Here is a 22408-nt window from a genome sequence, read left to right on the forward strand (position 1 = left end):
GCCAAATTTTCGTCGATCATCAGGCCGGATCTAGCCAGTTGCAAGGGCGCGTTGCTCGGCCCGCCCCATGGCAATCAGAAACGGGTCAGTTTCCTGCAGCGACTGGAACGACATCTTGTCCGTCATACCGCGCCAGTTCCCCAAAGTCAGAGATTGCGCGACGGCACCGCCTAGCGTTGCACCGGGGCCTGTCACAATAAAGAGGTCCGGAGCAAACTCGCGCGCGGCCGTCTGGATGGCATGGGTGAAATCATAGGTCTCGGTCACCTGATGGCCAAGTGTATACTCCCACAGTGCCCCGGTATCTGTCGCTCCTGGCCACCAGATTTTACCACGGCCGTCGATCATCGGGCGCTCTGGTTGGCCAAACAGATCAGCGCACAGTAGCGCCCGACCTTCGGTCGCCACTGGTGCCTGTAGCACGGTGTGGAAGGCAGCGTGGTTCGCCAGTCGCAAAGGAAACCTATCCTGCACAACGGGATTGGCGGTTTCAAATGCATTTAGCCCTGCCTCATTCCCTGCAAGTACCAGCATCCCGCCCAGATCAATCGAAAGCGCCAGAGTATGGTCTTTCAATGTGTTGATCCGTGCAACCGCGTCTAACAACGCTGATTTGCGTGCAACATCATTCGACCATTCTTCGTCGACGAACGGGTACACCAATTGGCCACCGATCAGTTGCTTTTGCATTAGCGTACCCATCGTATTGACCACACGAAAGCCGTTCTCTGGTGTCAATGCACCAGCGACGGCCAGCGCGATGTACCATCCCATCGAATTGCCGGTGACGGCGACTACCTCAATATCCTTGGCAAGTGCCTGCGCATCCGCCAATGACGCCGCATAGATCAAGGGTGAGGCCACATCGCCACGCGAATATTTACCAACGCTGAAACGGCCAGCGCCATCCAGCGCCGTAACCGTCTCCTGCCCCGCTTCAGCACGGATCTCATCGAAACTGTGAAATTGGCTCATCCGACCCGCATGATGTTGATGCAGGTAGCCCAATTCAGGCTTGTTATAAGTACCCCGACCAGGACAGATCACAACAGCAGTGCGGGTCATGATTTTCCTCCGGTCAGCGCCAAAGCAGCGTCAACAATTCCGTCTTTCGAGGGGAGAGGCGCAGCGTAGGCCGGACCGGTCGCGATAAAGCAATCCTCGGCCACAACACGGGCGGTTGGTATCGCGGGGCTGTCTTCCGCGAAGAAAGTCATCAGCGCTTCAGACTGGCTGCCGGTGCGGCGGCATTCGTCAACGATCAATACATGTGCGCATGTGTTGGTGGCCTCGCGCAGGGCGTCAGTGGGTAGTGGAGTAAGCCAGCGCATATCAATGATCCGGGTTTTCAACCCTGCCGCCTCAAGCTCGGGTAAAGCCTGTCTCGAGAGATAGTGCCCATTGCCGTAGGTCACGATCGCCAAATCTGTGCCGTCACCATGTACGCCAACCTCGCCCAGCGCGATCTTTTGATCCGGTGACGGATATGTGGTCATCCACCCTCCATCCTGCGCCCCGTGCAGATCGCGCATGGGATAGAGCGCGATCGGTTCAAGAAACACCACAACCCGTTGCTCTTCTCGCGCCAACCGCACGCACTCGCGCAGCATTTTTGCCGCATCCGTACCAGTAGAGGGGCAGGCGATGATTACCCCCGGTATGTCCCGCAAAACGGCCAGAGAATTGTCGTTGTGAAAATGCCCGCCGAATCCCTTCTGATACCCCAGACCAGCGATCCGCAGGACCATCGGATTAGTGAATTGCCCATTCGAGAAGAACGGCAAAGTTGCTGCCTCCCCCCTGATCTGATCCTCGGCATTGTGCAGATAGGCCAGAAACTGGACTTCGGGGATCGGCACGAAGCCGTTATGACCCATGCCGATAGCGAGCCCCAAAATAGATTGCTCGTCCAGAAGTGTATCAATCACCCGGTCCGGGCCAAAACGCTGCTGTAGCTTCTGTGTCACGCCATAAACGCCACCTTTGCGTCCTACATCTTCGCCCATACACACGATCTCATCATGCGCCAGCATCAGATCGGTCAGCGCCCAGTTGATCAGCCGACTCATCGGCTGGGGCTCATCCATCGCACGCGTATCGCCGCCAAAAGTTTCAGTCCGCGCTTTTGCACTCGGGCCATTTGTCGGCTTGCAGGGACGTTTGGGCGGGATCAGGCTTGCCATAACCTCGGCCACATTCGCCAGATGAGGACGACTGGCAGCCTCGGTCGCCACGCGGTCGGTTCTTGCGCAAGTGTCGCGGTAAATACTCAGCGCCTGGTCCGGCGACAACGCACCTGCCTGATCCAGCAGCCGTACGGTGTGCAACAACGGGTCGTTTGTCTCATCTGCTTCAACTTCAGACTTTGGCAGATAAGTTGTCGGCACATCCGCACCAGCGTGGCCATACAGGCGCACTGTTTTCAGATGCAGGAAAGCTGGTTTCCTACGCCTGCGGACATAGTCGGCGGCCTCTTTTGCGACAGCGTGAGTTTCATAGATATCCAACCCGTTTGCCTGAAAATACCTGATCCCCGGACGGTGCTCCATCGACGCCTGAATCCAGCCTTTGGGCGTTTTGACGGAAATCCCGATTCCGTTGTCTTCACACACGAACATCAAGGGCAGCGGCGTCGACTGCACGCTTGTCCATCCTGCAGTGTTGATCGCCCCCTGAGCCGTCGAGTGATTGGCTGAAGCATCCCCAAAAGAACACATTGCAATTCCGTCTTCCGGCAGCACGCGATGTTCAGGCGTGTTTCGGCGCGCAGCCCCCAGCGCATAAGCCGCACCGACAGCTTTGGGTAAATGGCTGGCGATGGTCGAGGTTTGTGGCGGGATCATCAGTGCTTTTGACCCCAGAACCTTATGCCGTCCGCCCGAGATCGGGTCATCACTTGAGCACGCAAAGCTGAGCAGCATGTCCCATGTGATCTGTTGACCCGGTACCTGTTCCGCCCGCGCGATCTGGAAGGCCGCGTCCCGATAATGGAGGAACGCAATATCGGTCGGGCGCAGGGCATGCGCAACGGCTGCCATCCCCTCATGCCCGGACGAGCCAATCGTATAGAACCCCTGCCCAGCCTTTTGCATCGCTCGGCTGGTCCTGTCCAATGCACGGCTCAGAACCTGTGACCGGAACAGCGAAACCGCATCTGCATCGCTCAACCCGGAGCACGGCGGCACACCGTCGGGAAAATCGCGATCTGCAACGCGGGTCAGAAAATTCTCATGTACGATCTGGGCGCGGTCCATGGTTCTCGCTTTTGTTTGGTCTGTATCATCGGCTTTGACCGATCTCGGCGCGGGTTCGCCCAGCCTCTCGATTTTCCCGCGCCCGGGCGCGCGTTTCAAGATCACAATTGGCGATGCGTTCCAGCTTTCATCGCTCTGGTGGTTGGAAAAAACCAGTGTTATTGCGTTCAGAAGGTATGAGGATAAGTCATATGATTACGCCCAGGCGGTTTCTTCCCTCCATCTCATCTCTGCTCGCGCTCGAGGCTGTTGACAGGTTGGGCAGCGCTTCGGCTGCGGCAGCTGAACTGTCCCTGACCCAAAGCGCAATCAGTCGCCAACTGAAGACAATGGAGGACCAGTTGGGCGTGCAACTGATCGAGCGCAGCCAAATGCGGCTGCGCCTCACGCCCGCCGCCAAAGATTATGTCCAGACCGCAAGGTCTGCAGTGCAGGAACTGGCGCGTGCGGCATTGAAGCTCAAAGCCAACCCGGCTGGCGGGTCGCTTGACCTGTCGATCCTTCCCGCGTTCGGGATGCACTGGCTTGCACCGCGCCTGCAGGATTTTGCCCGCCGCCATCCTGAGGTCACAGTCAATCTGGGTACCCGCCTCAAGCCATTTGATTTTGCCTCTGAACCATTTGATGCAGCGATCCATTTTGGTCAGCAGGATTGGGCGGGTGTTCAGTATCTGCCGATCATGAGGGAAGAGCTCCTGCCCGTTTGTGCCCCTGCACTTACCAACGTCAATTTCGACACCTTGGATACCCTCTGCGCCGCGCCGCTGTTGCACCTTGATTCCCGACCAGACGCCTGGGAGCGCTGGTTCGAGATGCAGGGCCAATCAGTCACCGGCCTGCGGGGTATGATGTTCGATCAGTTCTCGACCATGATCCAAGCCACGATCCATGGATTGGGCGTAGCTTTGGTGCCTTCATATCTGGTTCAGGATGATCTGCGCTCAGGGAGACTTGTTAAGGCGTGGGACGGTCCGTATGTGAGTCTTGGCAGCTATTATCTCGTATGGCCGAATGACCGGTCTACCCCCGAGCCGCTGCGATCTTTCCAAGGCTGGATCAGTGAACAATTGGAGCCTGATACCAGCCTTTAGAACTCCCTTAGAATTTGCCGTTGTCATTCTTCCATTCGCTGCGCGGTGCAATGATCTCAACCGTATCCCAGTGTTCAGTGATCTTGCCATCAGATACGCGGAACAGATCATAGAAAGAGCTATGCTTTCCCGCACGCTCACCCTCACAAACGGTCAAAACAAAATCGCCTTCCGCCAGAACCCGGTGAAGATGCTGATAGTTAATAGCCTCTGTGTCAGAAAATGCGGCGCGCAACGATGTTAACTCGTCTGAGAAACCCGGGCTGTGTTCCACAAAGGCAGTGGTGTCAACAAAAGCTTCTATCTGATCTGGATCTCCTGCGATCAGGGCATTTTCAACGAAAGAGCGGACAAGCGTCCGGTTCTTTTCTGTATACTCGATGTCCCGGCTTTCTGTGGGGCCATCCACCATACTGCGCCCCGAACCATTTGGGCCCAATCGTTTCTGAGTATTGTCCCAATGCTCGACCGCTTGCCCGTCTTCAAAGCGGAACACTTCAAAACCAATGTTTCGGCGCGAGAAATCATATTCGGTATGTGCAAAGACAAAGTCTCCATCTTCAAACGCGCGCACAATGTTCACGCGTGGAGAGGTATCAGACAGCCGCTTGAACAACGCCGCCAAGCCCTCACTGCCTTCATGAGTTTGTGGATTGTGCTGGATATACCGCGCTTCGTTCACCACTGAAATCGGGCCCGGATCGCCCGTCTCAATACTCTTGAGCAGGGCGCATATGCGATCTTTGTTAGACGCAACCATGTCGAGGTTCCTCTCGGACAGAATATCCCTCAATCACAATGGCAGGCGGAATGCAGTGCTTCAATGGCAACGAGTGTCGCAAACCTGCGCGGCCTCCGGCCTTGCGTCCTGCGGACAGCAGGGGCCGGGCAGGTGCGGACTGCGCCCGCGCCTGCCTGGCCCAATTGGAGGAGACGTTCTGCAAGGAATGCCGACGACGGGCGAGAGTGCCTCGCGTTAGACGTCCAGCGAACGGGCGATAAGCTCTTTCATCACCTCATTGGTGCCACCGTAGATCATTTGCACCCGCGCATCCGCGTAGAGCCGCGCAATCGGATACTCCATCATGAAGCCATAGCCGCCGAACAGTTGCAGGCATTCATGCATGATTTCGTTCTGCACCTCTGAACCCCAGTATTTCACCATTGACGCTGTCGCTGCGTCCAGCTCGCCGGCCTCCAGCTTGCCGATGCAGTCATTGACAAAACTGCGCAGGACCTCGGCCTTGGTCTTACACTCGGCCAACTTGAAACGGGTATTCTGGAAATCCATCACCCGCTGGCCAAAAGCTTTGCGTTCCTGCACATATTTCACAGTCTCAGATATTGCAAAGTCGATCGCGCCCAGCGCCATGATCCCGATGGTCAGCCTTTCCCACGGCAGCTGTTTCATCAGCTGATAGAACCCTTGCCCCTCCTCTGAGCCCAGCAGGTTAGTCATTGGAACTTTGACATCCTCAAAGAACAATTCTGCCGTGTCGTTGCCCTTCATCCCAAGCTTTTCGAGGTTCCGTCCCCGGCGGAATCCCTCGGTTCCTTCGGTTTCGACGGCGATCAGCGAGACACCCTTTGCCCCAAGGGACTTGTCGGTCTTCGCCGCCACGATGACCAGATCAGCCGATTGCCCGTTGGTGATAAATATCTTGGAGCCATTAAGCCGATACGAATTGCCATCCTTCTCAGCCGTAGTCTTCACTGCCTGCACATCCGATCCGGTACCCGGCTCGGTCATGGCAAGCGCTCCGATCATCTCGCCCGAGGCAAGCTTTGGCAGCCATTTGTGTTTCTGATCTTCACTGCCATAGGTGGTGATGTAATGGGTCACGATGGACTGAATGCCATATCCCCATCCAGCATCACCGCGTGCGGTCTGTTCGTACAGAGTGACAGAATCGAAGCCCATTCCACCGCCAACACCGCCATATTCCTCGGCAATCGAACCAGCCATCAGACCCGTCTGACCCGCCTGCAGCCAAAAGTCCCGATCGACAACGCCGTTTTCGGCCCATTTCTCTGTGTTGGGAACCAAAGCATCGTCCATGAAACGGCCGGCCATCTCGGCAAACATCCGGTGTTCGTCAGTAATCCAGGCGGCGGTGCTGGTAAAAAGCGACATCAATAAGCTCTCCAGATCAGGTGTTTGACCCAAGGCTACCTGCGTGTGCGATTCCTTCCAATCCATGTGACGTGGCGTCGAAAAGCGTTGCTACGCAACGTCTTTGGTCCAGTTTCCTGCCCTGTTCACTTCTGCGTTTCCACATCTGACAGCCCACGCAATTGTCATCCATATTGAAGACGATCCGCGAAAGACTCAGGAGACAGCAAAAATGCCCCGCGCCTTTTCTGAACTGACCTTCACGCCCGCAGTGCGCGCCCATCAAGAACGGATGGGATCAGCCAAAACCTACTCAAAGTTCCTCGAATCCGGGCCGCGGCAAGGCCATCAAATCGGACCGGCAGAGGAGGCATTCATTCACGCACGCGACGGATTTTATCAAGCCACTGTATCAGAAACAGGGTGGCCCTATGTTCAGTTTCGGGGTGGACCGGTCGGGTTCCTGAAAGTGCTGGACCCGCAAACTATCGGTTACGCAGACCTGTCGGGAAACAAGCAGTATATCTCGCGCGGAAATCTTGATGGAAATGACCGCGTGGCGTTGATTCTGATGGATTACGCGAACCAGCGTCGCCTCAAGATCCTGGGGCGGATGACATTTTCCGAGGGTGTTGAGGCCGCAACCAATCTCTATGTCGACGGCTCTGAGACCGAGGCAGAGCGTGCTGCCATCATCAAAGTTGAGGCGCTCGATTGGAACTGCCCGCGCCACATCACGCCTCGCTTCACCGAGGCCGAGCTACGGCCCCACCTAAACACTCTGGGCAAGCAACTGGCTGATTTACAGACAGAAAATCAACGGCTGCAACGCGAGTTGGCCGAGCTCAAGGCTTCCGGCGCGTAGATCAACTTCAATCCAGGTGCGACGGTGGCGCGCAGTTGAGAACAGTGCCTTGACCTTCCAGTGACTGGAGCCTCTATATCGAGACCAAAGTACATTACCAGGACGCCACGAATGGCCGAGCTACTGCATACACAGATCAGGATTACGGGCATGGGATGCGCCTCGTGCGTTGGCCGGGTCGAGGGCGCATTGCGTGCGACACCCGGGGTGTGCTCCGCCGAAGTCAACTTCGCTACCAAGACGGCCGATATCACCTATGAAGCCTCATTCGACGAGATTCTAGACGCGCTCAACACAGCGGGCTATCCCGCGGCGACAAGACAGATACGTCTGGACATCGATGGCATGACCTGCGCCTCGTGCGTGAAGCGGATCGAGCGTATTTTGCAGTCAAGCCCGGGTGTGTCAGATGTGGCAGTCAATCTTGCCATGAAAAGCGCCACTGTGACCTTTGCTGAGGGTGTAACCGAAGCGGCAATGCTTGCGAAGACTTTGACCGAGGCGGGGTATCCGGCGCGCTCGGAGGCCGAGGACGGAGCCGATCATAATTGCAAAATAGATGAGTTTGCAGGACTGCGGCGCGCGACGGTGTTTGCGGCCATGTTGGCCTTGCCGGTTTTTGTTTTGGAAATGGGCGGGCATATGATCCCTGCATTTCACCATTGGGTTCATTCTACTATCGGCCTTCAAACAAGCTATTTGATCCAGTTTGCGCTAGCTTCAGCGCTGCTTGTCGGTCCTGGCCGGGTGTTCTACACCAAAGGTATCCCATCACTGCTGAGAGGCGCCCCCGATATGAACGCGCTGGTCGCTTTGGGGACAGGCGCGGCATATCTGTACTCGGTCCTCGCGACATTTGCGCCGCAGGTTCTGCCGCAAGGCACCGCCAATGTCTATTTCGAGGCTGCGGCAGTCATCGTTGTACTGATCCTGCTGGGCCGTCTGATGGAGGCCCGCGCAAAAGGGCGAACAGGTGCAGCAATTCGCAAACTGGCCGGACTCCAACCCAAAACAGCACGGGTCGAGAGGGATGGAACAACCCAAGACCAGCCCATCGCCGAGATCATTGTGGGTGACATCATTCAGATCCGCCCGGGTGAGCGCGTTCCCGTGGACGGGAACGTTTTGGACGGAACCTCGTATGTCGATGAGAGCATGATTACCGGTGAGCCCATACCCATCGGCAAAGCCAAGAACGATCCGGTGGTCGGAGGAACGGTAAATGGAACAGGTGCCCTTCGCATTCGGGCCACGCATGTAGGTTCGGATACCGTGCTTGCGCAGGTTGTCAGACTCGTCGAACAGGCACAGGGGGCAAAGCTGCCCATTCAAACGCTGGTGGATCGAATCACATACTATTTTGTACCTGCGGTGATAGGCGTGGCCTTATTGACGGTTGCTGCGTGGCTGATTTTTGGGCCCGCCCCGGCTTTACCGCTGGCACTGGTGGCCGGGGTTTCGGTGCTGATCATCGCCTGCCCTTGTGCGATGGGTCTGGCTACGCCGACCTCGATCATGGTGGGTACCGGGCGTGCAGCTGAATTGGGCGTGTTGTTCCGCAAGGGCGATGCATTGCAGCAGTTACAACAAGCCAAAGTCATCGCCCTGGATAAAACAGGCACGCTGACTCTGGGTCGGCCCGAACTGGAAGAGGTTGCGACAACAAACGGCTTTGACTGCGCCGAAGTCCTGCGCCTGGCCGCGGCGGCTGAGGCGCGATCGGAACACCCTATAGCTACCGCAATCACTCGCGCAGGTCCTGACATTTTGCCTGACGTGAAGGAATTCAGCTCCCTGACAGGGTTGGGCTTGCGCGCGCAGGTCGAGGGGCATTCTGTATTGATTGGGTCTGACCGCCTTATGGTACAGACCGGCATCGACCTTGGTAGCCTGCGGCCTGATGCGCAGATACGTGCAGCCCAAGGGGCTACACCGATCTATGTTGCAATTGACGGACAAGCCGCTGCTGCGCTGACAGTTTCAGACCCAATCAAACCGGGCACGCCCGAGGCACTGACCCGACTGCATGAGATGGGTGTGACCCTCGCCATGGTCACCGGCGATAACGCGCAAACCGCACAGGCGCTGGCCGATAAGCTGGGCATTGACCACGTCACCGCCGAGGTGCTGCCGGAAGGGAAGGTTGACGCAATAGAAAAGTTGCAAACCAGGTTTGGAACGCTCGCCTTTGTTGGTGATGGCATCAACGATGCGCCTGCTCTGGCAAGGGCTGATATAGGTGTGGCAATCGGAACCGGCACTGACGTGGCAATCGAAACCGCGGATGTCGTGCTGATGTCGGGCGATCTGCGCGGTGTCGCAAACGCGGTCGAAATCAGTCAACGCACGATGCGCAATATTCGCCAGAATCTCGGTTGGGCTTTCGGATACAACACGCTGCTGATCCCGGTCGCAGCCGGAGCGCTATATCCGTTTGGCGGATATCTACTGTCACCCGCTCTAGCCGCCGGGGCCATGGCCTTGTCCAGCGTCTTTGTCGTATCCAATGCTCTGCGGCTGCGGCGCATCCGGACCAGCATACCGGGGGCCAGCGACAATTCACTTCAGCGGGAGGCTGTAGCATGAACATTGGAGAGGTCTCGACCCATACGGGCCTGCCCGTCAAAACCATCCGCTATTATGAAGATATCAACCTGATCAAACCGCTGCGCGACAACAATGGGTATCGTCGGTTCCGCGATAAGGACATTCACAAACTGAATTTCCTGGGTCGCGCCCGAACGCTCGGGTTCACTATCGAAGACTGCCGCACATTGCTGGCCCTTTACGAGGATGAGACCCGGGCCAGCTCTGACGTAAAACGCGTTGCGCGGGATCATCTGGCGCAGATTGACGCCAAAATTGCCGATCTCAGAGGTATGCGCGAAACGCTTAGCCATCTCATCGACGCGTGTGCCGGGGACGACCGTCCTGATTGCCCGATTCTGAAAGACTTGGGCGGCAAACTGTGACGCAGGGTTGCCCTTTAGCCCAACCTTTGATTTGTCTCTGCTGAACATCTCGCCCTGTTGTGCCGTCGAGGCCTGGGACGGATTACAAAGAGGATCATCACATGGCAAAAATCGCTTTCCTTGGTCTGGGCGTCATGGGCTACCCGATGGCCGGGCACCTTCAGGCCGCCGGTCACGACGTCACAGTCTATAACCGCACCGCATCCAAAGCAGAGGCCTGGGTTGCCCAGCATGGCGGAACCATGGCGCTTACTCCGCGTGAAGCCGCGGCAGGGGCCGAATTCGTGATGGCCTGTGTCGGCAACGACGACGATCTGCGCATGGTGTGCACAGGTGAGGATGGAGCCTTTCACGGAATGGCCAAAGGTTCAATCTTTGTGGACCACACTACGGTATCCGCCAAAGTGACGCGCGAGTTGTACGAGGCTGGCAAAGCTGATGGGATCGCTTTTGTGGATGCCCCGATCTCGGGCGGTCAGGCCGGGGCCGAGAATGGTGTATTGTCGATCATGTGTGGTGGCGATCAGGAGGCCTATGACGCAGCTGAACCGGTGATGCAGGTCTATTCCAAGATCTGCCGCCGCATTGGCGACAACGGTGCAGGCCAGATGACGAAGATGTGCAATCAGATCGCCATTGCCGGGCTGGTGCAAGGCCTCAGCGAAGCGCTGCATTTTGCTGAGAAGGCCGGTCTAGATGGCCGTGCTGTCGTCGAGGTAATCAGCCAGGGCGCTGCGGGCAGTTGGCAAATGGCAAACCGGTACGAGACCATGTTGGATGACCACTTCGAACATGGCTTCGCCGTGGATTGGATGCGCAAGGATTTGGGGATCTGCCTGAATACAGCAAATGAGACCGGCGCATCGCTGCCCGTTACCGCGCTAGTCGATCAGTTCTACAAGGATGTGCAGAAACTGGGCGGCGGCCGGTGGGATACGTCCTCGCTGTTCAAACGCCTGCGTGCTTTGAGCTGACGGCAGGGGGGCTATCTGCCCCCATCGCACCGGGGCGCGATCCCCCCGAGAGTATTTTTGGCCAGATGAAGGGGATCAAGTTGGGAATGGCATGGGGTAATGCATGGGCGATCTGAATGCATATTGGGCTGGAAAGCTGCGTCAGAACTGGGGGCTGGAAGCCCGTCTAACGCGGTTGGATGGGGAATATGACCTCAACTTTCTAGTCGAGGCCACGAATGGGCAGGACTATGTGCTCAAAGTAATGCGGGCCGGATGTGACGCCGATCTGGTGGATTTGCAGATCAAAACACTAAAGCATCTCGATGCCGAGGCTCCGGGCTTGCCGTTTCCTGACGTTGTTTCTGATTTGAACGGAACCATGTTGCCTGAAATTGCTGACGCGGACGGGCAGCCGCGGCTGGTCTGGCTGCTTGAACGACTGCCAGGGCAGTGCTTTGCCCGCAGTGTGCCAAAAAACGAGGACCTGATCCTCAAGCTGGGGCGTGTTCTGGGCGCAACAGACCGGGCGCTGGAGGCGTTCAAGCACAAGGGCTTAAGTCGTGCAGATTTCAAATGGGACCTGACCCAAGCTGGTTGGATTGTTGATCAACTGGAGGCAATTTCTGATCCGGCACGGCGCGCGCGACTGCGACAGATAGCCCTAGAATTTGATGCCATCGGTGATCAGCTGAACGGCTTACCTAAACAGGCGATCCACAATGATGCCAATGACTACAATATTCTTGTTGAAGGCGAGTTGAGCGAACGTCGAATCGTCTCGGGCCTGATCGACCTTGGTGATATGTGCTCAGCACCGCGTGTATGCGAACTGGCCATTGCCGGGGCCTATGTCGTTCTGGACCACCCAAAACCCGAACGCGCATTGGCCGCTTTGGTGCGTGGCTATCACGCCGCCAACCGTTTGCGACCTGATGAGATCGACCTGATCTGGCCCCTTCTGCAGATGCGGCTGGCAGTGTCGGTGGTGAACTCTACTCTGATGGCGGCCGAGAACCCGGACGACCCTTATGTGACAATCAGCCAGGCTCCGGCGTGGCGATTCCTGGAGGACGCGAAGATCAATGGCGCGCTCATGCCAGCCCGCCTGCGGGCCGCTTGTGGCCTTCCGGTAGTTGACGGAGCCGAGCGTGTCCACACCTACCTATCCAGCCATCGCGGGCATTTTGCACAGATGTTCGGGCAGGATTTAAGCGATGCACCGATGGGCTCGTTGTCGGTGGAAAATTCGACATGGCCACAAAATCCGTTCCACATGCCGCTTGCTGAGGCGGCACGAGTCGGAGAGGAATTCGGAGAGGGCCTCTGGCTTGGCTATTACAATGAACCCCGCCTGATCTATGCGGAGCCAGGGTTCCGCAAGGGTCCGTGGAAGGCCTCGGATCGGCGCACCGTGCATCTGGCGGTGGATGTGTTTGCACCCGCCGGAACGGTGCTTCATGCGCCGCTGAGTGGTCGGGTCGAGGTGGTTGAGAACCGGGACGCTCATCTCGATTACGGTGGGGTGGTGATCCTGCATCACGAAACACCCGAGGGGGACACGTTCTATACGCTCTACGGCCATCTGGACCCCGAAGTAAGCGAGCGTTTGAAACCCGGTGATCCGGTGGCTCAGGGTGCGGCCTTTGCCCGGCTGGGCAATGCCAGCCAGAATGGTGGCTGGGCCCCGCATGTGCATTTCCAACTAGCACTGACGACCGACGGGATGCAGGCCGACTGGCCCGGAGTTGCCGACCCGGATGAGATGGAACTGTGGAACGCGGTGTGCCCCAACCCGGCGGCTTTGTTGAACCTGCTGGATGAGAAGGTTTTATATTGCCCAACCGACAAGCAAGCTATCCTGCAAGACAGACACGATCACTTCGGCGGCAACCTCAGCCTAACATATGACGATCCGATCATGCTGGTGCGCGGTTGGAAGCATCACCTGTTCGACGAATGGGGGCGGCCTTATCTGGACGCGTACAATAACGTACCACATGTGGGCCATGCACATCCGCGCATTCAAGCGGTCGCGGCGGATCAGCTGAAGAGGATGAACTCCAACACCCGCTATCTGCATCCTGCGCAGACCGCATTTGCTGACAAGGTTTTGTCGAAACTGCCAGATCACCTTGAGGTCTGTTTCTTCGTCAACTCGGGAACTGAAGCCAACGAACTGGCCTTGCGGCTGGCGCGCGCGCATACCGGGGCGAAGGGTATCGTGACGCCGGATCACGGCTATCACGGAAACACAAACGCAGCGGTGGCGATCTCGGCCTACAAGTTCAACAAACCCCGAGGGGTTGGGCAAGCCGATTGGGTGGAACTGGTTGAGGTCGCAGATGACTATCGCGGTTCGTTCCGCCGTGACGATCCCGACCGTGCCCGGAGGTTTGCGGATCTGGTTGATCCGGCGATTGAGGCATTACAGGCGAAAGGCCACGGCCTTGCGGGCTTTATCGCAGAAACCTTCCCTTCGGTCGGCGGGCAGATCATCCCGCCAAAGGGCTATCTGCCTGCTGTCTACGAAAAAATCCGCGCTGCCGGCGGGGTCTGTATCGCAGATGAGGTTCAGACTGGTCTTGGGCGATTGGGTGAACATTACTTCGGCTTTGAACATCAGGGCGCGCTGCCTGACATCGTGGTCATGGGAAAACCCATCGGCAACGGCCACCCCCTGGGCGTGCTGGTCACCACCAAAGAGATCGCCCAAAGCTTCGACAACGGGATCGAGTTCTTTTCTACTTTTGGCGGCTCAACCCTGTCCTGCAGGATCGGGAAAGAGGTGCTGGACATTGTCGACGACGAAGGATTGCAAGAAAATGCCCGCGTCATGGGGGCTCGCCTGATGGACGGCCTCAGGCAGATTGAAGCAGACTTTTCCTGCGTTGGCGATGTGCGCGGTATGGGCCTTTTTCTGGGCGTAGAACTGATCAACCCAGATGGCTCGGAAAGTGGCGAGATCTGTAGCTACGTTAAAAACCGGATGCGCGATCACCGCATCCTGATTGGCAGCGAGGGGCCGAAGGACAATATCCTGAAAATACGGCCGCCGCTAACCATCGAAGCGGAAGATGTGGACATGATCCTTTGGGCGTTGCGGGAAATACTTGCGGAGGTTGGGGACTATAGCCCCGCCCTCGAATGCGATCACGACCATCACCATGCAGACTGTAGCTGTTGCTGAGTAAAACAAAACCCCGGCAAAATGGCCGGGGTTTTGCTACCACCGATCAGTGGAGCACCGCATTTGGGGGTTGGTGCCCTGTCGTCGGCAAAGGTGCCGCTAAAATCATCCGGCGTAGAGCCAGCCCCAGTTCCTCGGACAATGAGGCCAATGCTGGGGCAAAATCAGGTCGCACAATCAGCGAGGCCATCATCATCGCGTCCTCGCGCGCGCCCTCGGACGCGGCGCCGATCATCTGGGCAAAGCAGTTCTCATCAGCCCCCAGACAGGCGCATCCCAAGCCATGGCGCACCAGCGGGCGGCGACCATGATGCGTACACAGTGAACACAGCCGATCCAAAGTCAGCATCGTGGCATGGCCCTGATCTGCGCCCAGCGCGATGTCGAAATCACTAGCAGCGTTGGCGCGGCCTTTGTCACCATCACCCCAGAGACGCAGATACATGACTGCACCGGCCTCAATGGGGCTCAAGTCTGACAGGCGGCCGACGGCCGCCCCGCCGCGCGAAGAAGTTGCACTCATTTGGTCAGGATCAGTTTGCCCGCGCGGGTGATGCGCAGTGTGTAAAGCTGATCGCCCAGCTCGATATGGGCCAGATTGCCACCGTTTGTCAGGTCTTCTGCTTTATGAGCCGGCAGCATTGAAACAGCATAACTTTGCGTCGAGGAGGGGGTTTGCATGTTCATCGGGGCATCTCCAGAGCGTCTTTGGCACGTGGCCTGTCGGTTTGTTTCGCTTGATCTGGCTGACCCTGAATAGGGTTGGCTATCTGTTCGTAAGATTAATCTGATAAAAATAGTAAGGTTTGTCAAGTCACAGTTTTGAAGCCAATTATTCGGCTCTCCATTGCGTCGTCACGAATTGCGACCTAGGCACTAATCATCAATAGTTAAAGGTGGATTCGCAGATGACGGCAGTCGTTGTATTTGACCTGGACGGCACCTTGGTGGACAGCCTTGCCGACATCGCTACTGCAGCAAATCGAATGCTTGATGATCAAGGGCATCCGGCATTGCCTAATGACACAATCCGTAGATTCGTCGGAAACGGTCTGCCTAAATTGGTCGAGCGTGTAATGACCCATTGCGGGATAGAGCCGGATCGGCACGCGGAACTGACGCAGCTTACCTTAAAGCACTACAATGCGGGCGCGTGCGACCAGACCGTCGTTTACCCCGGAGTCTTTGAGGCATTGGAAGAACTTCGTGAAATGGGTTGTGCTCTTGGGGTCTGTACCAACAAACCCGAAGCGCCGGCCTGGCATGTATTGAGCGAATTGAAGCTGCAGCCTTATTTCGACACGGTGTTTGGCGGCGACACCTTGGATATCCGCAAGCCCGACCCAGCGCATCTGAACGCCAGCTTTGAGGCACTGCAGGCTGCCGGCCCGCACATCTTTGTCGGTGACAGCGAGGTTGATGCCGAAACAGCCCAGCGTGCAGGGGTACCGTTTTTGCTATTTGAACAAGGCTATCGCAAATCACCTATTTCGGACCTGCCGCACACGCTCAGCTATCAAGACAGCGCCAAGCTGCCTGCACTCGTTCGGAAAATCCTTCAAAACGATACGGTGTGAGCCTAGTCCCAAAAAAGTAGAGGGGCCGGCCAAGGGGGTAGGAAGCCAGCCCCTCATCGGGGGAAATTAGTGAAAGTGGTTGGGCACACTGGCCCGGTAGTTAATCAAAAGTAAACGCATCCATGGGAATCGCGAAATTGGGGGATTCCCGTAGTGTCGAAACATTTTTGTCTGATCCCAGAAAAAAATTTCAAACCAGCGCGCTTCGAAAGGGAAGATTCAGCCGATCTGCGCAGCCGCCGCCCGCGCTATTACCAATTCCTCATTTGTCGGAATGACCATCAATTTCACGCGCGACAAATCGGTGGAAATAACCCGCCTGTTATCAGCGTTTGCATCATGGTCCAGCTCGATGCCCAACCATCCCATATCAGTGCAGATGCGATCACGGATGTAGGTCGAGTTCTCTCCGATCCCACCGGTAAACACGACCGCGTCCAGCCCACCCAGCACGGCGGCCAATGCACCTAGTTCGCGGCGTATCCGGAAGGTGTAATAGTTGATTGCATTACGCGCACCCGGCGTATTCGACGCCTCGAGTGTGCGCATGTCATTGGTCATACCCGAAAGTCCCAGCAACCCGGATTTGCGATAAAGAAGATCCGATATCTCGTCCGCATTCATGCCCTGTTGATCCATGAGATACAGCACAACCCCCGGATCCAACTGACCGCAGCGCGTGCCCATCGGCAAACCATCCATGGCCGAAAATCCCATGCTCGACCCGACCGAGCGGCCTGCGATCATGGCACACATCGAAGCACCGTTGCCAAGATGGGCTACAACCACGCGCCCGCCATGAATTAGTGGGGCGGTGTTGGCCAAATGGTCCGAGATGTAGTCATAGCTCAACCCGTGAAAACCATAACGCCGAACGCCTATGTCGTAATACTCGGTCGGCAATGCGAATGTGTCATTCACCCAGGGGTGATGGCGGTGAAAAGCCGTATCGAAACAAGCAATCTGCTTGGCATCTGGGAACCTTTCCATCGCCGCGCGTGCACCGTGCAGATTGTAAGGCTGGTGCAACGGCGCAAAAGGCTCGAGCTTTTCGAGCACCTGCAAACTATCGGGGGTCAGCAATATCGGTCGATCATTGTCCGGCCCGCCATGCACAATGCGGTGCCCAACGGCTGCCACACGTGCAGCCGGGAACTCTCGCTCTAGAAAATCCAGAATGTAATCCAGTGCGTTGGCCTGATCGTGCAGAGCCTCGGACGTGGTATCAACAAGTACCCGGCCATCCGTGGTCTTTGCGCTGATATGTGCCGCTGCACTGCCAATGCTTTCAACCTCACCCGAGCAGATCAGCACCGGATCGTCTCCGGTGGTTGTGAACAACCCAAACTTGAGTGAAGACGAACCCGAATTCAGAGTAATGATATGGTCCATCAGAATCTACCCGATATACGTTCCCGTTGCAGAGTCGCATCCAAGGCAGCTGCATCCTGTATTGTGAAGCGCCGCGTCAGATCTGCAATATCGCAATTCTGTAACTGATCATTTGGATTGTAGTGGCAATGCATTGAATCTCTCGGCGGTGGATTTGACCGGAGCATTATGAGATTTCAAGCAAATGTCCAATGACATGGCCAAGCTCTTCTAGGGTTCAAAGCCCTCGGGCACACCAAAGAGCGGCGTATCAAGCGTCGTTCCCGTCAGAGCATGAAGAAAGGCAACTAGGTCGGCAATCTGATCATCCGTCAGATTTTGCCGGGTAATATCGATTTTGCGGCGCTGGCGAGCCATCTCTAAGCTGTCTTCCCAGACGATGAAGTCGACACGTTCCAGCCACGGCACTTCGGGAAGGGCAGCCATATCTGAGGTCCATGTCGCAAGGCTTTCCTGCGGGTTCAGGTGATGGCGTACAATACCTTCAAGATCGGGAAACGCACCGTTGTGACCGTAGGGCGCCGTTTTGGCGACGTTCCGCAGCATTGGCGTGCGGAACCGATAGGCGTCTTCCAGGCGATTGCTTTCACCCACACGGCCCACGTCGCGCGCATAAGGATCCCACAGACGGGTTTTCCCCGGACCAAACGGAGGCAACCCTAATGCATGGAAACTTTGATCCGAAAGTAATGGGCCAGAGTGGCAGGAAGAACAGCCCGCGTCGCCAAAGAACAGGGACATCCCTTCTTTTTGTTGTGGCGTCAGGACCGAACGATCGCCGGCCAGAAATTGATCAAACGGACTGTCTGTGCTGCGCCATTCCAATGCCATGAACGCGGCCAGCGCGTTGGCGATCTGGGTAATCGTGATGTCTTCGGTCGTGTCGATTTCATCAAACGCACTGACCATGGCTGGGCCATAGAGAGGGTCGGTGCGGACGCGCTTCGCGAGGATCGGCCAACCTTTGTCGATGCGGTCATGCACCGCGCCCGTCACCTGATTTTCGGCGACATTGCCAGCCATCTCGAACTGCGAGGTCAGCGGGAACAATGCTTGTGCGGCCAATAGGGAGTTCAATCCTTCCGGCAGCCACTCCTGTGCAGGTGAATTGAAGCCGTTGCCGTAAACGTCCGAGATACTCAGGCGGCCGTCGTGAAAGACCGTATGGATCTCCTTGGCCCCCAGATTCCACAAGCCCGGCGAGTTCCGCGGAATTCGCTTGCGGATCTTATCCGCCCCGATGCCGGGCGTGCGGTCCGGGCCTAGCCCTTGCCCGCCTTCGCCGATGCCCAGAGACAGCCCGTCCGAGGTGCCAAAATCCGGGTGATGGCAATGAGCGCAAGCAATGTTTTGGTTACCCGACAGGATAGGATCGTAAAACAGTTGATGACCGATAGCGGCCTGTTCCGTATCAAAGGGAATGAAATCAGAATCCGTCAGCGGGCGCGGCAAATCCTGAGCCGCCGCGGCTCCGGCCAAGAGGAAAGCAACCCCATGCGTCAGTTTGTATTTGCCCTTTATCTGCTTGCGACTCCGGCGCTGGCCGAGTTGGAACAGGCGCGTGATTTGATGGAAGCCGGGGAGTTTAAGGCCGCGCGCGAAGAACTGTTGCCAGCGGCGCGATCCGGCAATGCCGAAGCCGAAGAGTTGATCGGTGTGATGTACGGGCTGGGTCTTGGGGTCGAGCAAGACTATGAGCGCGCGTTCGAATGGTATCTGCGCGCCTCGATGAAGGGGCATCCGGGGGCACAATCCGGCATCGGCTGGTATTATGAGCTGGGTCTGGGCATGCCTGCGCCTGATCTGGTGCGAGCCTACATGTGGTACACGCTCAGCGCGATTGGCGGCGACCCCGATGCGGCGATCAGCCTTGAGGAAGTGGTCAAGAAGATGTCGCCGGAGCAGATCGAAAGGGCGCATGTTCTGGTCAACGACTACAAAGGGTGGATGTACCCGTTTCGGTGAGGGCCGGGCCCAAAGGCCCGACCCAACAATTTAGTTCAGGTCCGCATCACGCGAGGCGTTTACATCCGCCTCAGCCGCTGCAACGGCCTCGGTCAATGCGTTAAACACTTCATCTCCGCGTGCCACGTTGGACTGGAACCAGGCATAGACCGGCGTTGCAGCCTCTTTGAACGCGGCTTTCTGCTCGGGTGTAGGTACGTAAAGATCACCTCCGCCAGCAACAAAATCTTCGTATGCTTGGATCGATTTGCGCTTGGGCGAGGCAAAGGTGGCCTGCTGCAGCGCATAGAAACCATCCACGACAACGCGACGCATGTCCTCGGGCATTTCCTGGAATTTGGCGTTGTTCATCCACCACAGCGCACCCATGTAAGCGTGACCATCAAGCGTGACGTATTGCAGACCCGCATCGGGGAATTTCATGCCCATGATGTCGGTGATGCCGTTTTTCGAGCCTTCGACAACGCCAGTCTGGAAGCTGGTGAACAGTTCCGGCCATGGGATTGGGGTCGGCGATGCGCCCAGCGCCTTGACAAGTTCCTGCGGTAGGTCGGCCACGACTGTGCGAATTTTCAGACCTTCCATATCGGCAGGCTCGGCAACACGACGCTGCGTATTGGCGAAGTTGCGCCAGCCTCCGGTGTTGCCAATGGTCATCAAGCGGATCGCGCCACCGGAATCTTCCAGCGCCATGTCGCGCATTTTGCGGGTGAAATCGCCTGACAACACGTGTTCGGCAATGCGGTCATCGGCCATCAGATATGGCAGGTCCAGAACCTGCACGTAAGGAAAGATGCCCGACGCGCCGCCAGAGGTGGAGATGTAGATGTCGATGGTGCCATCCGCCACGCCCTGCAGACACTCGGCACCGTTCGAGCAAAGCTGCGTTCCGATGAACAGCTCAACCTCAATGGCTCCGTTCGAGGCCGCCTCGACATAGTTTTTGAAAACGACCAGACCGTCATAGTCTTCATCGTTTTCATTCGAGTTTGCTGTGGCGCGTAGCGTGTAGTCGGCGGCTGTCGCGGCAATCGCGGATGCAGCCACCAACGATGTGGCCACCGCTGCGGTTTTGATAAATCTTCTGAGCATGCGTTTCCTCCCTATGGGTCTCAGTTAGTTTGCAAATCCCGTTATCCTCGGGATCGTCATGGATAGTGCGGGAATGTATGTGATCAGGAAGATCACAATGATTTCGACTGCCAGAAACGGCAGGATGGCTTTGGCGATGGTTTCTACCCGCTCCCGCGACACTGCGGCGGCTACGAACAGAACCAGGCCCATTGGCGGTGTGGCCAGACCAACGGTCAGGTTGACGCTCATGATGATGGCGAAATGGATCGGATCCACACCGAGGCTGGTGAAGATCGGACCAAGGATCGGGCCAAGGATGATGATCGCCGGACCTGCGTCCAGAAACATACCCACGATGAACAAAAGCAGGTTGATCAGGAACAGCAGGATCAGCGGGTTTTCCGATAGGCTGAGGATTAGCGAGGCCAACTGCTCCGGCGCATGGCTGAGGCTGACCACCGTCTTAAACGCCATTGCCGCGCCCACCAACAGCAAGACGACCGCCGAGGTCATTCCCGCGTTGCTAAGTATTTCGGGAACTTCCTTCAAGGTAAGAGTGCGCAGAACAAAGAAACCGATAATGAAAGCGTATCCCACGGCCACCGCGGCGGCCTCGGTGGGGGTGAAAATACCGCCGAGAATACCACCCAGAATGATCACTGGTGTCATCAGCGGAAAGAAGGCCTTAAGGCTGGCCTGACGGCGTTCGGGCCAAGTGTATTTACGGCTCGCGACAGGGAAGTCATAACGATCGGCCATGACCTTGATCATAAGCATCAGGCCAACGCCAACCATCACACCGGGCACGATACCTGCTAGGAACAGGGCCGCCACGCTTTCGCCCATGACATAGGCATAGATGATCATGATGCCCGAGGGTGGGATGATCGGCCCGATCACTGAACTGGCCGCCGTGATCGCTGCGGCGAATTTGCGGGTATAGCCCTGCTTCTCCATCGCCGGGATCAGCATAGATCCAAGCGCCGATGTGTCGGCGACGGCAGAGCCGGACAGACCCGCGAACAGGATCGAGCTAAGCACATTCACATGCGCAAGGCCGCCCCGCAGGTGGCCCATCAGGGCCTGGCTGAACTCGACGAGGCGGATGGTGATACCGCCGCGATTCATCAGCTCTCCGGCAAGCATGAAAAACGGAATGGCCATCAGCGGGAAGCTGTCCATGCCGTTATAGACATTGCGATAGAGCAGCGTGATGTCGTTGGTTTGGCCACTCAACCACAGCAAGATACCGGGTGCAGCCAGTAGCGCGAAAAAGACCGGCAGGCCGATCAGCAGGAAGACAAGGAATGTAGGCAGGAACCAAATCAGCATCTATTCAGCCCCCACCGCAGCTTCGGGAATTTCGGGCAGAAGATGCGCTCCGCCCAGCATGGTCACTATGGATCGCAAGATCAGTTCGATATTCACCGAGATCAGCAGGATGATCCCCACCAGCAGCGAAGCCATCATCCAACTGCGCGGGATGCGGTACCATTCATCGAATCCAAAAGACGTGGGCAGATACAGGGCCGCGGTGGCAAACTTGCCGCCAAAACCTGTGACCTCGGACCAGCCAATATTGACAGCAACCAACAGCACGACCAGCGATATCAGCAGCAGGAACAGATTGAGCGAAAGGCCAAGCGCACGCGGCAGGAAACGTGCGAGCATGTCGATGGCGACAAACCCTCCGCGACGGAAAGCGGTGGGGGCCATCAGCCCCGTCATCCAGAGCATGCAGAACCGCGCAGCCTCATCCGGCCACGGCAGGGCGTTGCCCAGAACGTATCGAAAGAACACCTGAATCAGGATTGCGATCACCATAACTGCAATCGCAACGACGCCAACCGCGCGGCCCAATCGCAGCACGGTTTCGTTCACGAATGCAATCGGCGCTAGCGCCGATGCCAGTCCGCCCATGCGGATCCTCCCTTGTTCAGCTGCGGGTTTGCCCCGCAATCG

General features: G+C 57.1%; 19 protein-coding genes. 8 read left to right on the forward strand and 11 right to left on the reverse strand.

Features of this window, described 5'->3' with window-relative positions; all coding sequences use genetic code 11:
* Positions 1 to 30: 30 nt before the first annotated feature.
* Positions 31 to 1065 carry an ACP S-malonyltransferase gene (locus tag ACR0MQ_RS11265; RefSeq protein WP_170771406.1) on the reverse strand — a complete coding sequence of 345 codons (1035 nt, stop codon included), beginning with the start codon at positions 1063 to 1065 and terminating at the stop codon, positions 31 to 33.
* Complete coding sequence (locus ACR0MQ_RS11270) at positions 1062 to 3254, reverse strand: dehydrogenase E1 component subunit alpha/beta (protein WP_480608187.1); 2193 nt, start codon at positions 3252 to 3254, stop codon at positions 1062 to 1064. The genes ACR0MQ_RS11265 and ACR0MQ_RS11270 overlap by 4 nt, the downstream gene beginning before the upstream one ends.
* Positions 3255 to 3445: 191 nt before the next feature.
* On the opposite strand from ACR0MQ_RS11270, the gene ACR0MQ_RS11275 reads away from it, so the two are divergent.
* Positions 3446 to 4345 carry a LysR substrate-binding domain-containing protein gene (locus ACR0MQ_RS11275; RefSeq protein WP_480608190.1) on the forward strand — a complete coding sequence of 300 codons (900 nt, stop codon included), beginning with the start codon at positions 3446 to 3448 and terminating at the stop codon, positions 4343 to 4345.
* 7 nt (positions 4346 to 4352) lie between these two features.
* Here ACR0MQ_RS11275 and ACR0MQ_RS11280 read toward each other — a convergent pair whose 3' ends face one another.
* Positions 4353 to 5105: a nuclear transport factor 2 family protein gene (locus tag ACR0MQ_RS11280; protein ID WP_480608193.1), complete on the reverse strand. Its 753-nt coding sequence runs from the start codon at positions 5103 to 5105 to the stop codon at positions 4353 to 4355.
* 216 nt (positions 5106 to 5321) lie between these two features.
* Positions 5322 to 6479 carry an acyl-CoA dehydrogenase family protein gene (locus ACR0MQ_RS11285; protein ID WP_480608196.1) on the reverse strand — a complete coding sequence of 386 codons (1158 nt, stop codon included), beginning with the start codon at positions 6477 to 6479 and terminating at the stop codon, positions 5322 to 5324.
* 211 nt (positions 6480 to 6690) lie between these two features.
* Between ACR0MQ_RS11285 and ACR0MQ_RS11290 the strand changes: the two genes are divergently transcribed.
* The 5 genes from ACR0MQ_RS11290 (at position 6691) to ACR0MQ_RS11310 (ending at position 14438) form a co-directional block, all read left to right on the forward strand.
* Entirely contained in the window at positions 6691 to 7323 is a 633-nt protein-coding gene (locus tag ACR0MQ_RS11290) for a pyridoxamine 5'-phosphate oxidase family protein (RefSeq protein WP_480608199.1), read from the forward strand.
* 111 nt (positions 7324 to 7434) lie between these two features.
* Positions 7435 to 9909: a heavy metal translocating P-type ATPase gene (locus tag ACR0MQ_RS11295; RefSeq protein ID WP_480608202.1), complete on the forward strand. Its 2475-nt coding sequence runs from the start codon at positions 7435 to 7437 to the stop codon at positions 9907 to 9909.
* Positions 9906 to 10295 carry a Cu(I)-responsive transcriptional regulator gene (gene cueR / locus ACR0MQ_RS11300; RefSeq protein ID WP_170476056.1) on the forward strand — a complete coding sequence of 130 codons (390 nt, stop codon included), beginning with the start codon at positions 9906 to 9908 and terminating at the stop codon, positions 10293 to 10295. Before ACR0MQ_RS11295 ends, cueR begins: the two co-directional genes overlap by 4 nt.
* A gap of 101 nt (positions 10296 to 10396) precedes the next feature.
* A complete protein-coding gene (locus ACR0MQ_RS11305; RefSeq protein ID WP_170771418.1) occupies positions 10397 to 11269 on the forward strand; it encodes an NAD(P)-dependent oxidoreductase in 873 nt (290 codons plus the stop codon).
* Between the two features lie 103 nt (positions 11270 to 11372).
* Entirely contained in the window at positions 11373 to 14438 is a 3066-nt protein-coding gene (locus ACR0MQ_RS11310; protein ID WP_480608207.1) for an aminotransferase class III-fold pyridoxal phosphate-dependent enzyme, read from the forward strand.
* Positions 14439 to 14484: 46 nt separating this feature from the next.
* Here ACR0MQ_RS11310 and ACR0MQ_RS11315 read toward each other — a convergent pair whose 3' ends face one another.
* Positions 14485 to 14961, reverse strand: a complete 477-nt coding sequence (locus ACR0MQ_RS11315) for a hypothetical protein (RefSeq protein ID WP_480608209.1) — start codon at positions 14959 to 14961, stop codon at positions 14485 to 14487.
* The gene (gene hemP / locus ACR0MQ_RS11320) at positions 14958 to 15125 is read right to left on the reverse strand and encodes a hemin uptake protein HemP (RefSeq protein ID WP_010441016.1); all 168 of its coding nucleotides are present in this window, start codon (positions 15123 to 15125) and stop codon (positions 14958 to 14960) included. The genes ACR0MQ_RS11315 and hemP overlap by 4 nt, the downstream gene beginning before the upstream one ends.
* A 221-nt stretch (positions 15126 to 15346) precedes the next feature.
* Between hemP and gph the strand changes: the two genes are divergently transcribed.
* Positions 15347 to 16015 carry a phosphoglycolate phosphatase gene (gene gph, locus ACR0MQ_RS11325; protein ID WP_480608213.1) on the forward strand — a complete coding sequence of 223 codons (669 nt, stop codon included), beginning with the start codon at positions 15347 to 15349 and terminating at the stop codon, positions 16013 to 16015.
* Between the two features lie 219 nt (positions 16016 to 16234).
* Here the strand turns inward: gph and ACR0MQ_RS11330 are convergent, their stop codons facing one another.
* Positions 16235 to 17407 carry an acetate/propionate family kinase gene (locus ACR0MQ_RS11330; RefSeq protein ID WP_480608217.1) on the reverse strand — a complete coding sequence of 391 codons (1173 nt, stop codon included), beginning with the start codon at positions 17405 to 17407 and terminating at the stop codon, positions 16235 to 16237.
* Positions 17408 to 17617: 210 nt separating this feature from the next.
* A complete protein-coding gene (locus ACR0MQ_RS11335; protein WP_480608219.1) occupies positions 17618 to 18886 on the reverse strand; it encodes a cytochrome-c peroxidase in 1269 nt (422 codons plus the stop codon).
* Between the two features lie 15 nt (positions 18887 to 18901).
* On the opposite strand from ACR0MQ_RS11335, the gene ACR0MQ_RS11340 reads away from it, so the two are divergent.
* Entirely contained in the window at positions 18902 to 19372 is a 471-nt protein-coding gene (locus tag ACR0MQ_RS11340) for a tetratricopeptide repeat protein (RefSeq protein WP_170476070.1), read from the forward strand.
* 30 nt (positions 19373 to 19402) lie between these two features.
* Here the strand turns inward: ACR0MQ_RS11340 and ACR0MQ_RS11345 are convergent, their stop codons facing one another.
* The 3 genes from ACR0MQ_RS11345 to ACR0MQ_RS11355 are packed head-to-tail and all read right to left on the reverse strand — an operon-like array spanning position 19403 to position 22366.
* Complete coding sequence (locus ACR0MQ_RS11345) at positions 19403 to 20464, reverse strand: TRAP transporter substrate-binding protein (RefSeq protein WP_170476072.1); 1062 nt, start codon at positions 20462 to 20464, stop codon at positions 19403 to 19405.
* Positions 20465 to 20488: 24 nt separating this feature from the next.
* Positions 20489 to 21778, reverse strand: coding sequence for a TRAP transporter large permease (locus tag ACR0MQ_RS11350; protein ID WP_170476074.1), 1290 nt, complete (start codon positions 21776 to 21778; stop codon positions 20489 to 20491).
* Complete coding sequence (locus ACR0MQ_RS11355) at positions 21779 to 22366, reverse strand: TRAP transporter small permease subunit (protein ID WP_170780772.1); 588 nt, start codon at positions 22364 to 22366, stop codon at positions 21779 to 21781.
* Between the last annotated feature and the right edge of the window lie 42 nt (positions 22367 to 22408).

The organism is Ruegeria sp. AN6, assembly GCF_056540425.1.

Excerpts from the sequence above, each read along its gene's own strand:
- ACR0MQ_RS11265 (WP_170771406.1), bottom strand. The coding sequence starts at position 1,065 with ATGACCCGCACTGCTGTTGTGATCTGTCCTGGTCGGGGTACTTATAAC.
- ACR0MQ_RS11270 (WP_480608187.1), bottom strand. The coding sequence starts at position 3,254 with ATGGACCGCGCCCAGATCGTACATGAGAATTTTCTGACCCGCGTTGCA.
- ACR0MQ_RS11275 (WP_480608190.1), top strand. The coding sequence starts at position 3,446 with ATGATTACGCCCAGGCGGTTTCTTCCCTCCATCTCATCTCTGCTCGCG.
- ACR0MQ_RS11280 (WP_480608193.1), bottom strand. The coding sequence starts at position 5,105 with ATGGTTGCGTCTAACAAAGATCGCATATGCGCCCTGCTCAAGAGTATT.
- ACR0MQ_RS11285 (WP_480608196.1), bottom strand. The coding sequence starts at position 6,479 with ATGTCGCTTTTTACCAGCACCGCCGCCTGGATTACTGACGAACACCGG.
- ACR0MQ_RS11290 (WP_480608199.1), top strand. The coding sequence starts at position 6,691 with ATGCCCCGCGCCTTTTCTGAACTGACCTTCACGCCCGCAGTGCGCGCC.
- ACR0MQ_RS11295 (WP_480608202.1), top strand. The coding sequence starts at position 7,435 with ATGGCCGAGCTACTGCATACACAGATCAGGATTACGGGCATGGGATGC.
- cueR (WP_170476056.1), top strand. The coding sequence starts at position 9,906 with ATGAACATTGGAGAGGTCTCGACCCATACGGGCCTGCCCGTCAAAACC.
- ACR0MQ_RS11305 (WP_170771418.1), top strand. The coding sequence starts at position 10,397 with ATGGCAAAAATCGCTTTCCTTGGTCTGGGCGTCATGGGCTACCCGATG.
- ACR0MQ_RS11310 (WP_480608207.1), top strand. The coding sequence starts at position 11,373 with ATGGGCGATCTGAATGCATATTGGGCTGGAAAGCTGCGTCAGAACTGG.
- ACR0MQ_RS11315 (WP_480608209.1), bottom strand. The coding sequence starts at position 14,961 with ATGAGTGCAACTTCTTCGCGCGGCGGGGCGGCCGTCGGCCGCCTGTCA.
- hemP (WP_010441016.1), bottom strand. The coding sequence starts at position 15,125 with ATGAACATGCAAACCCCCTCCTCGACGCAAAGTTATGCTGTTTCAATG.
- gph (WP_480608213.1), top strand. The coding sequence starts at position 15,347 with ATGACGGCAGTCGTTGTATTTGACCTGGACGGCACCTTGGTGGACAGC.
- ACR0MQ_RS11330 (WP_480608217.1), bottom strand. The coding sequence starts at position 17,407 with ATGGACCATATCATTACTCTGAATTCGGGTTCGTCTTCACTCAAGTTT.
- ACR0MQ_RS11340 (WP_170476070.1), top strand. The coding sequence starts at position 18,902 with ATGCGTCAGTTTGTATTTGCCCTTTATCTGCTTGCGACTCCGGCGCTG.
- ACR0MQ_RS11345 (WP_170476072.1), bottom strand. The coding sequence starts at position 20,464 with ATGCTCAGAAGATTTATCAAAACCGCAGCGGTGGCCACATCGTTGGTG.
- ACR0MQ_RS11350 (WP_170476074.1), bottom strand. The coding sequence starts at position 21,778 with ATGCTGATTTGGTTCCTGCCTACATTCCTTGTCTTCCTGCTGATCGGC.
- ACR0MQ_RS11355 (WP_170780772.1), bottom strand. The coding sequence starts at position 22,366 with ATGGGCGGACTGGCATCGGCGCTAGCGCCGATTGCATTCGTGAACGAA.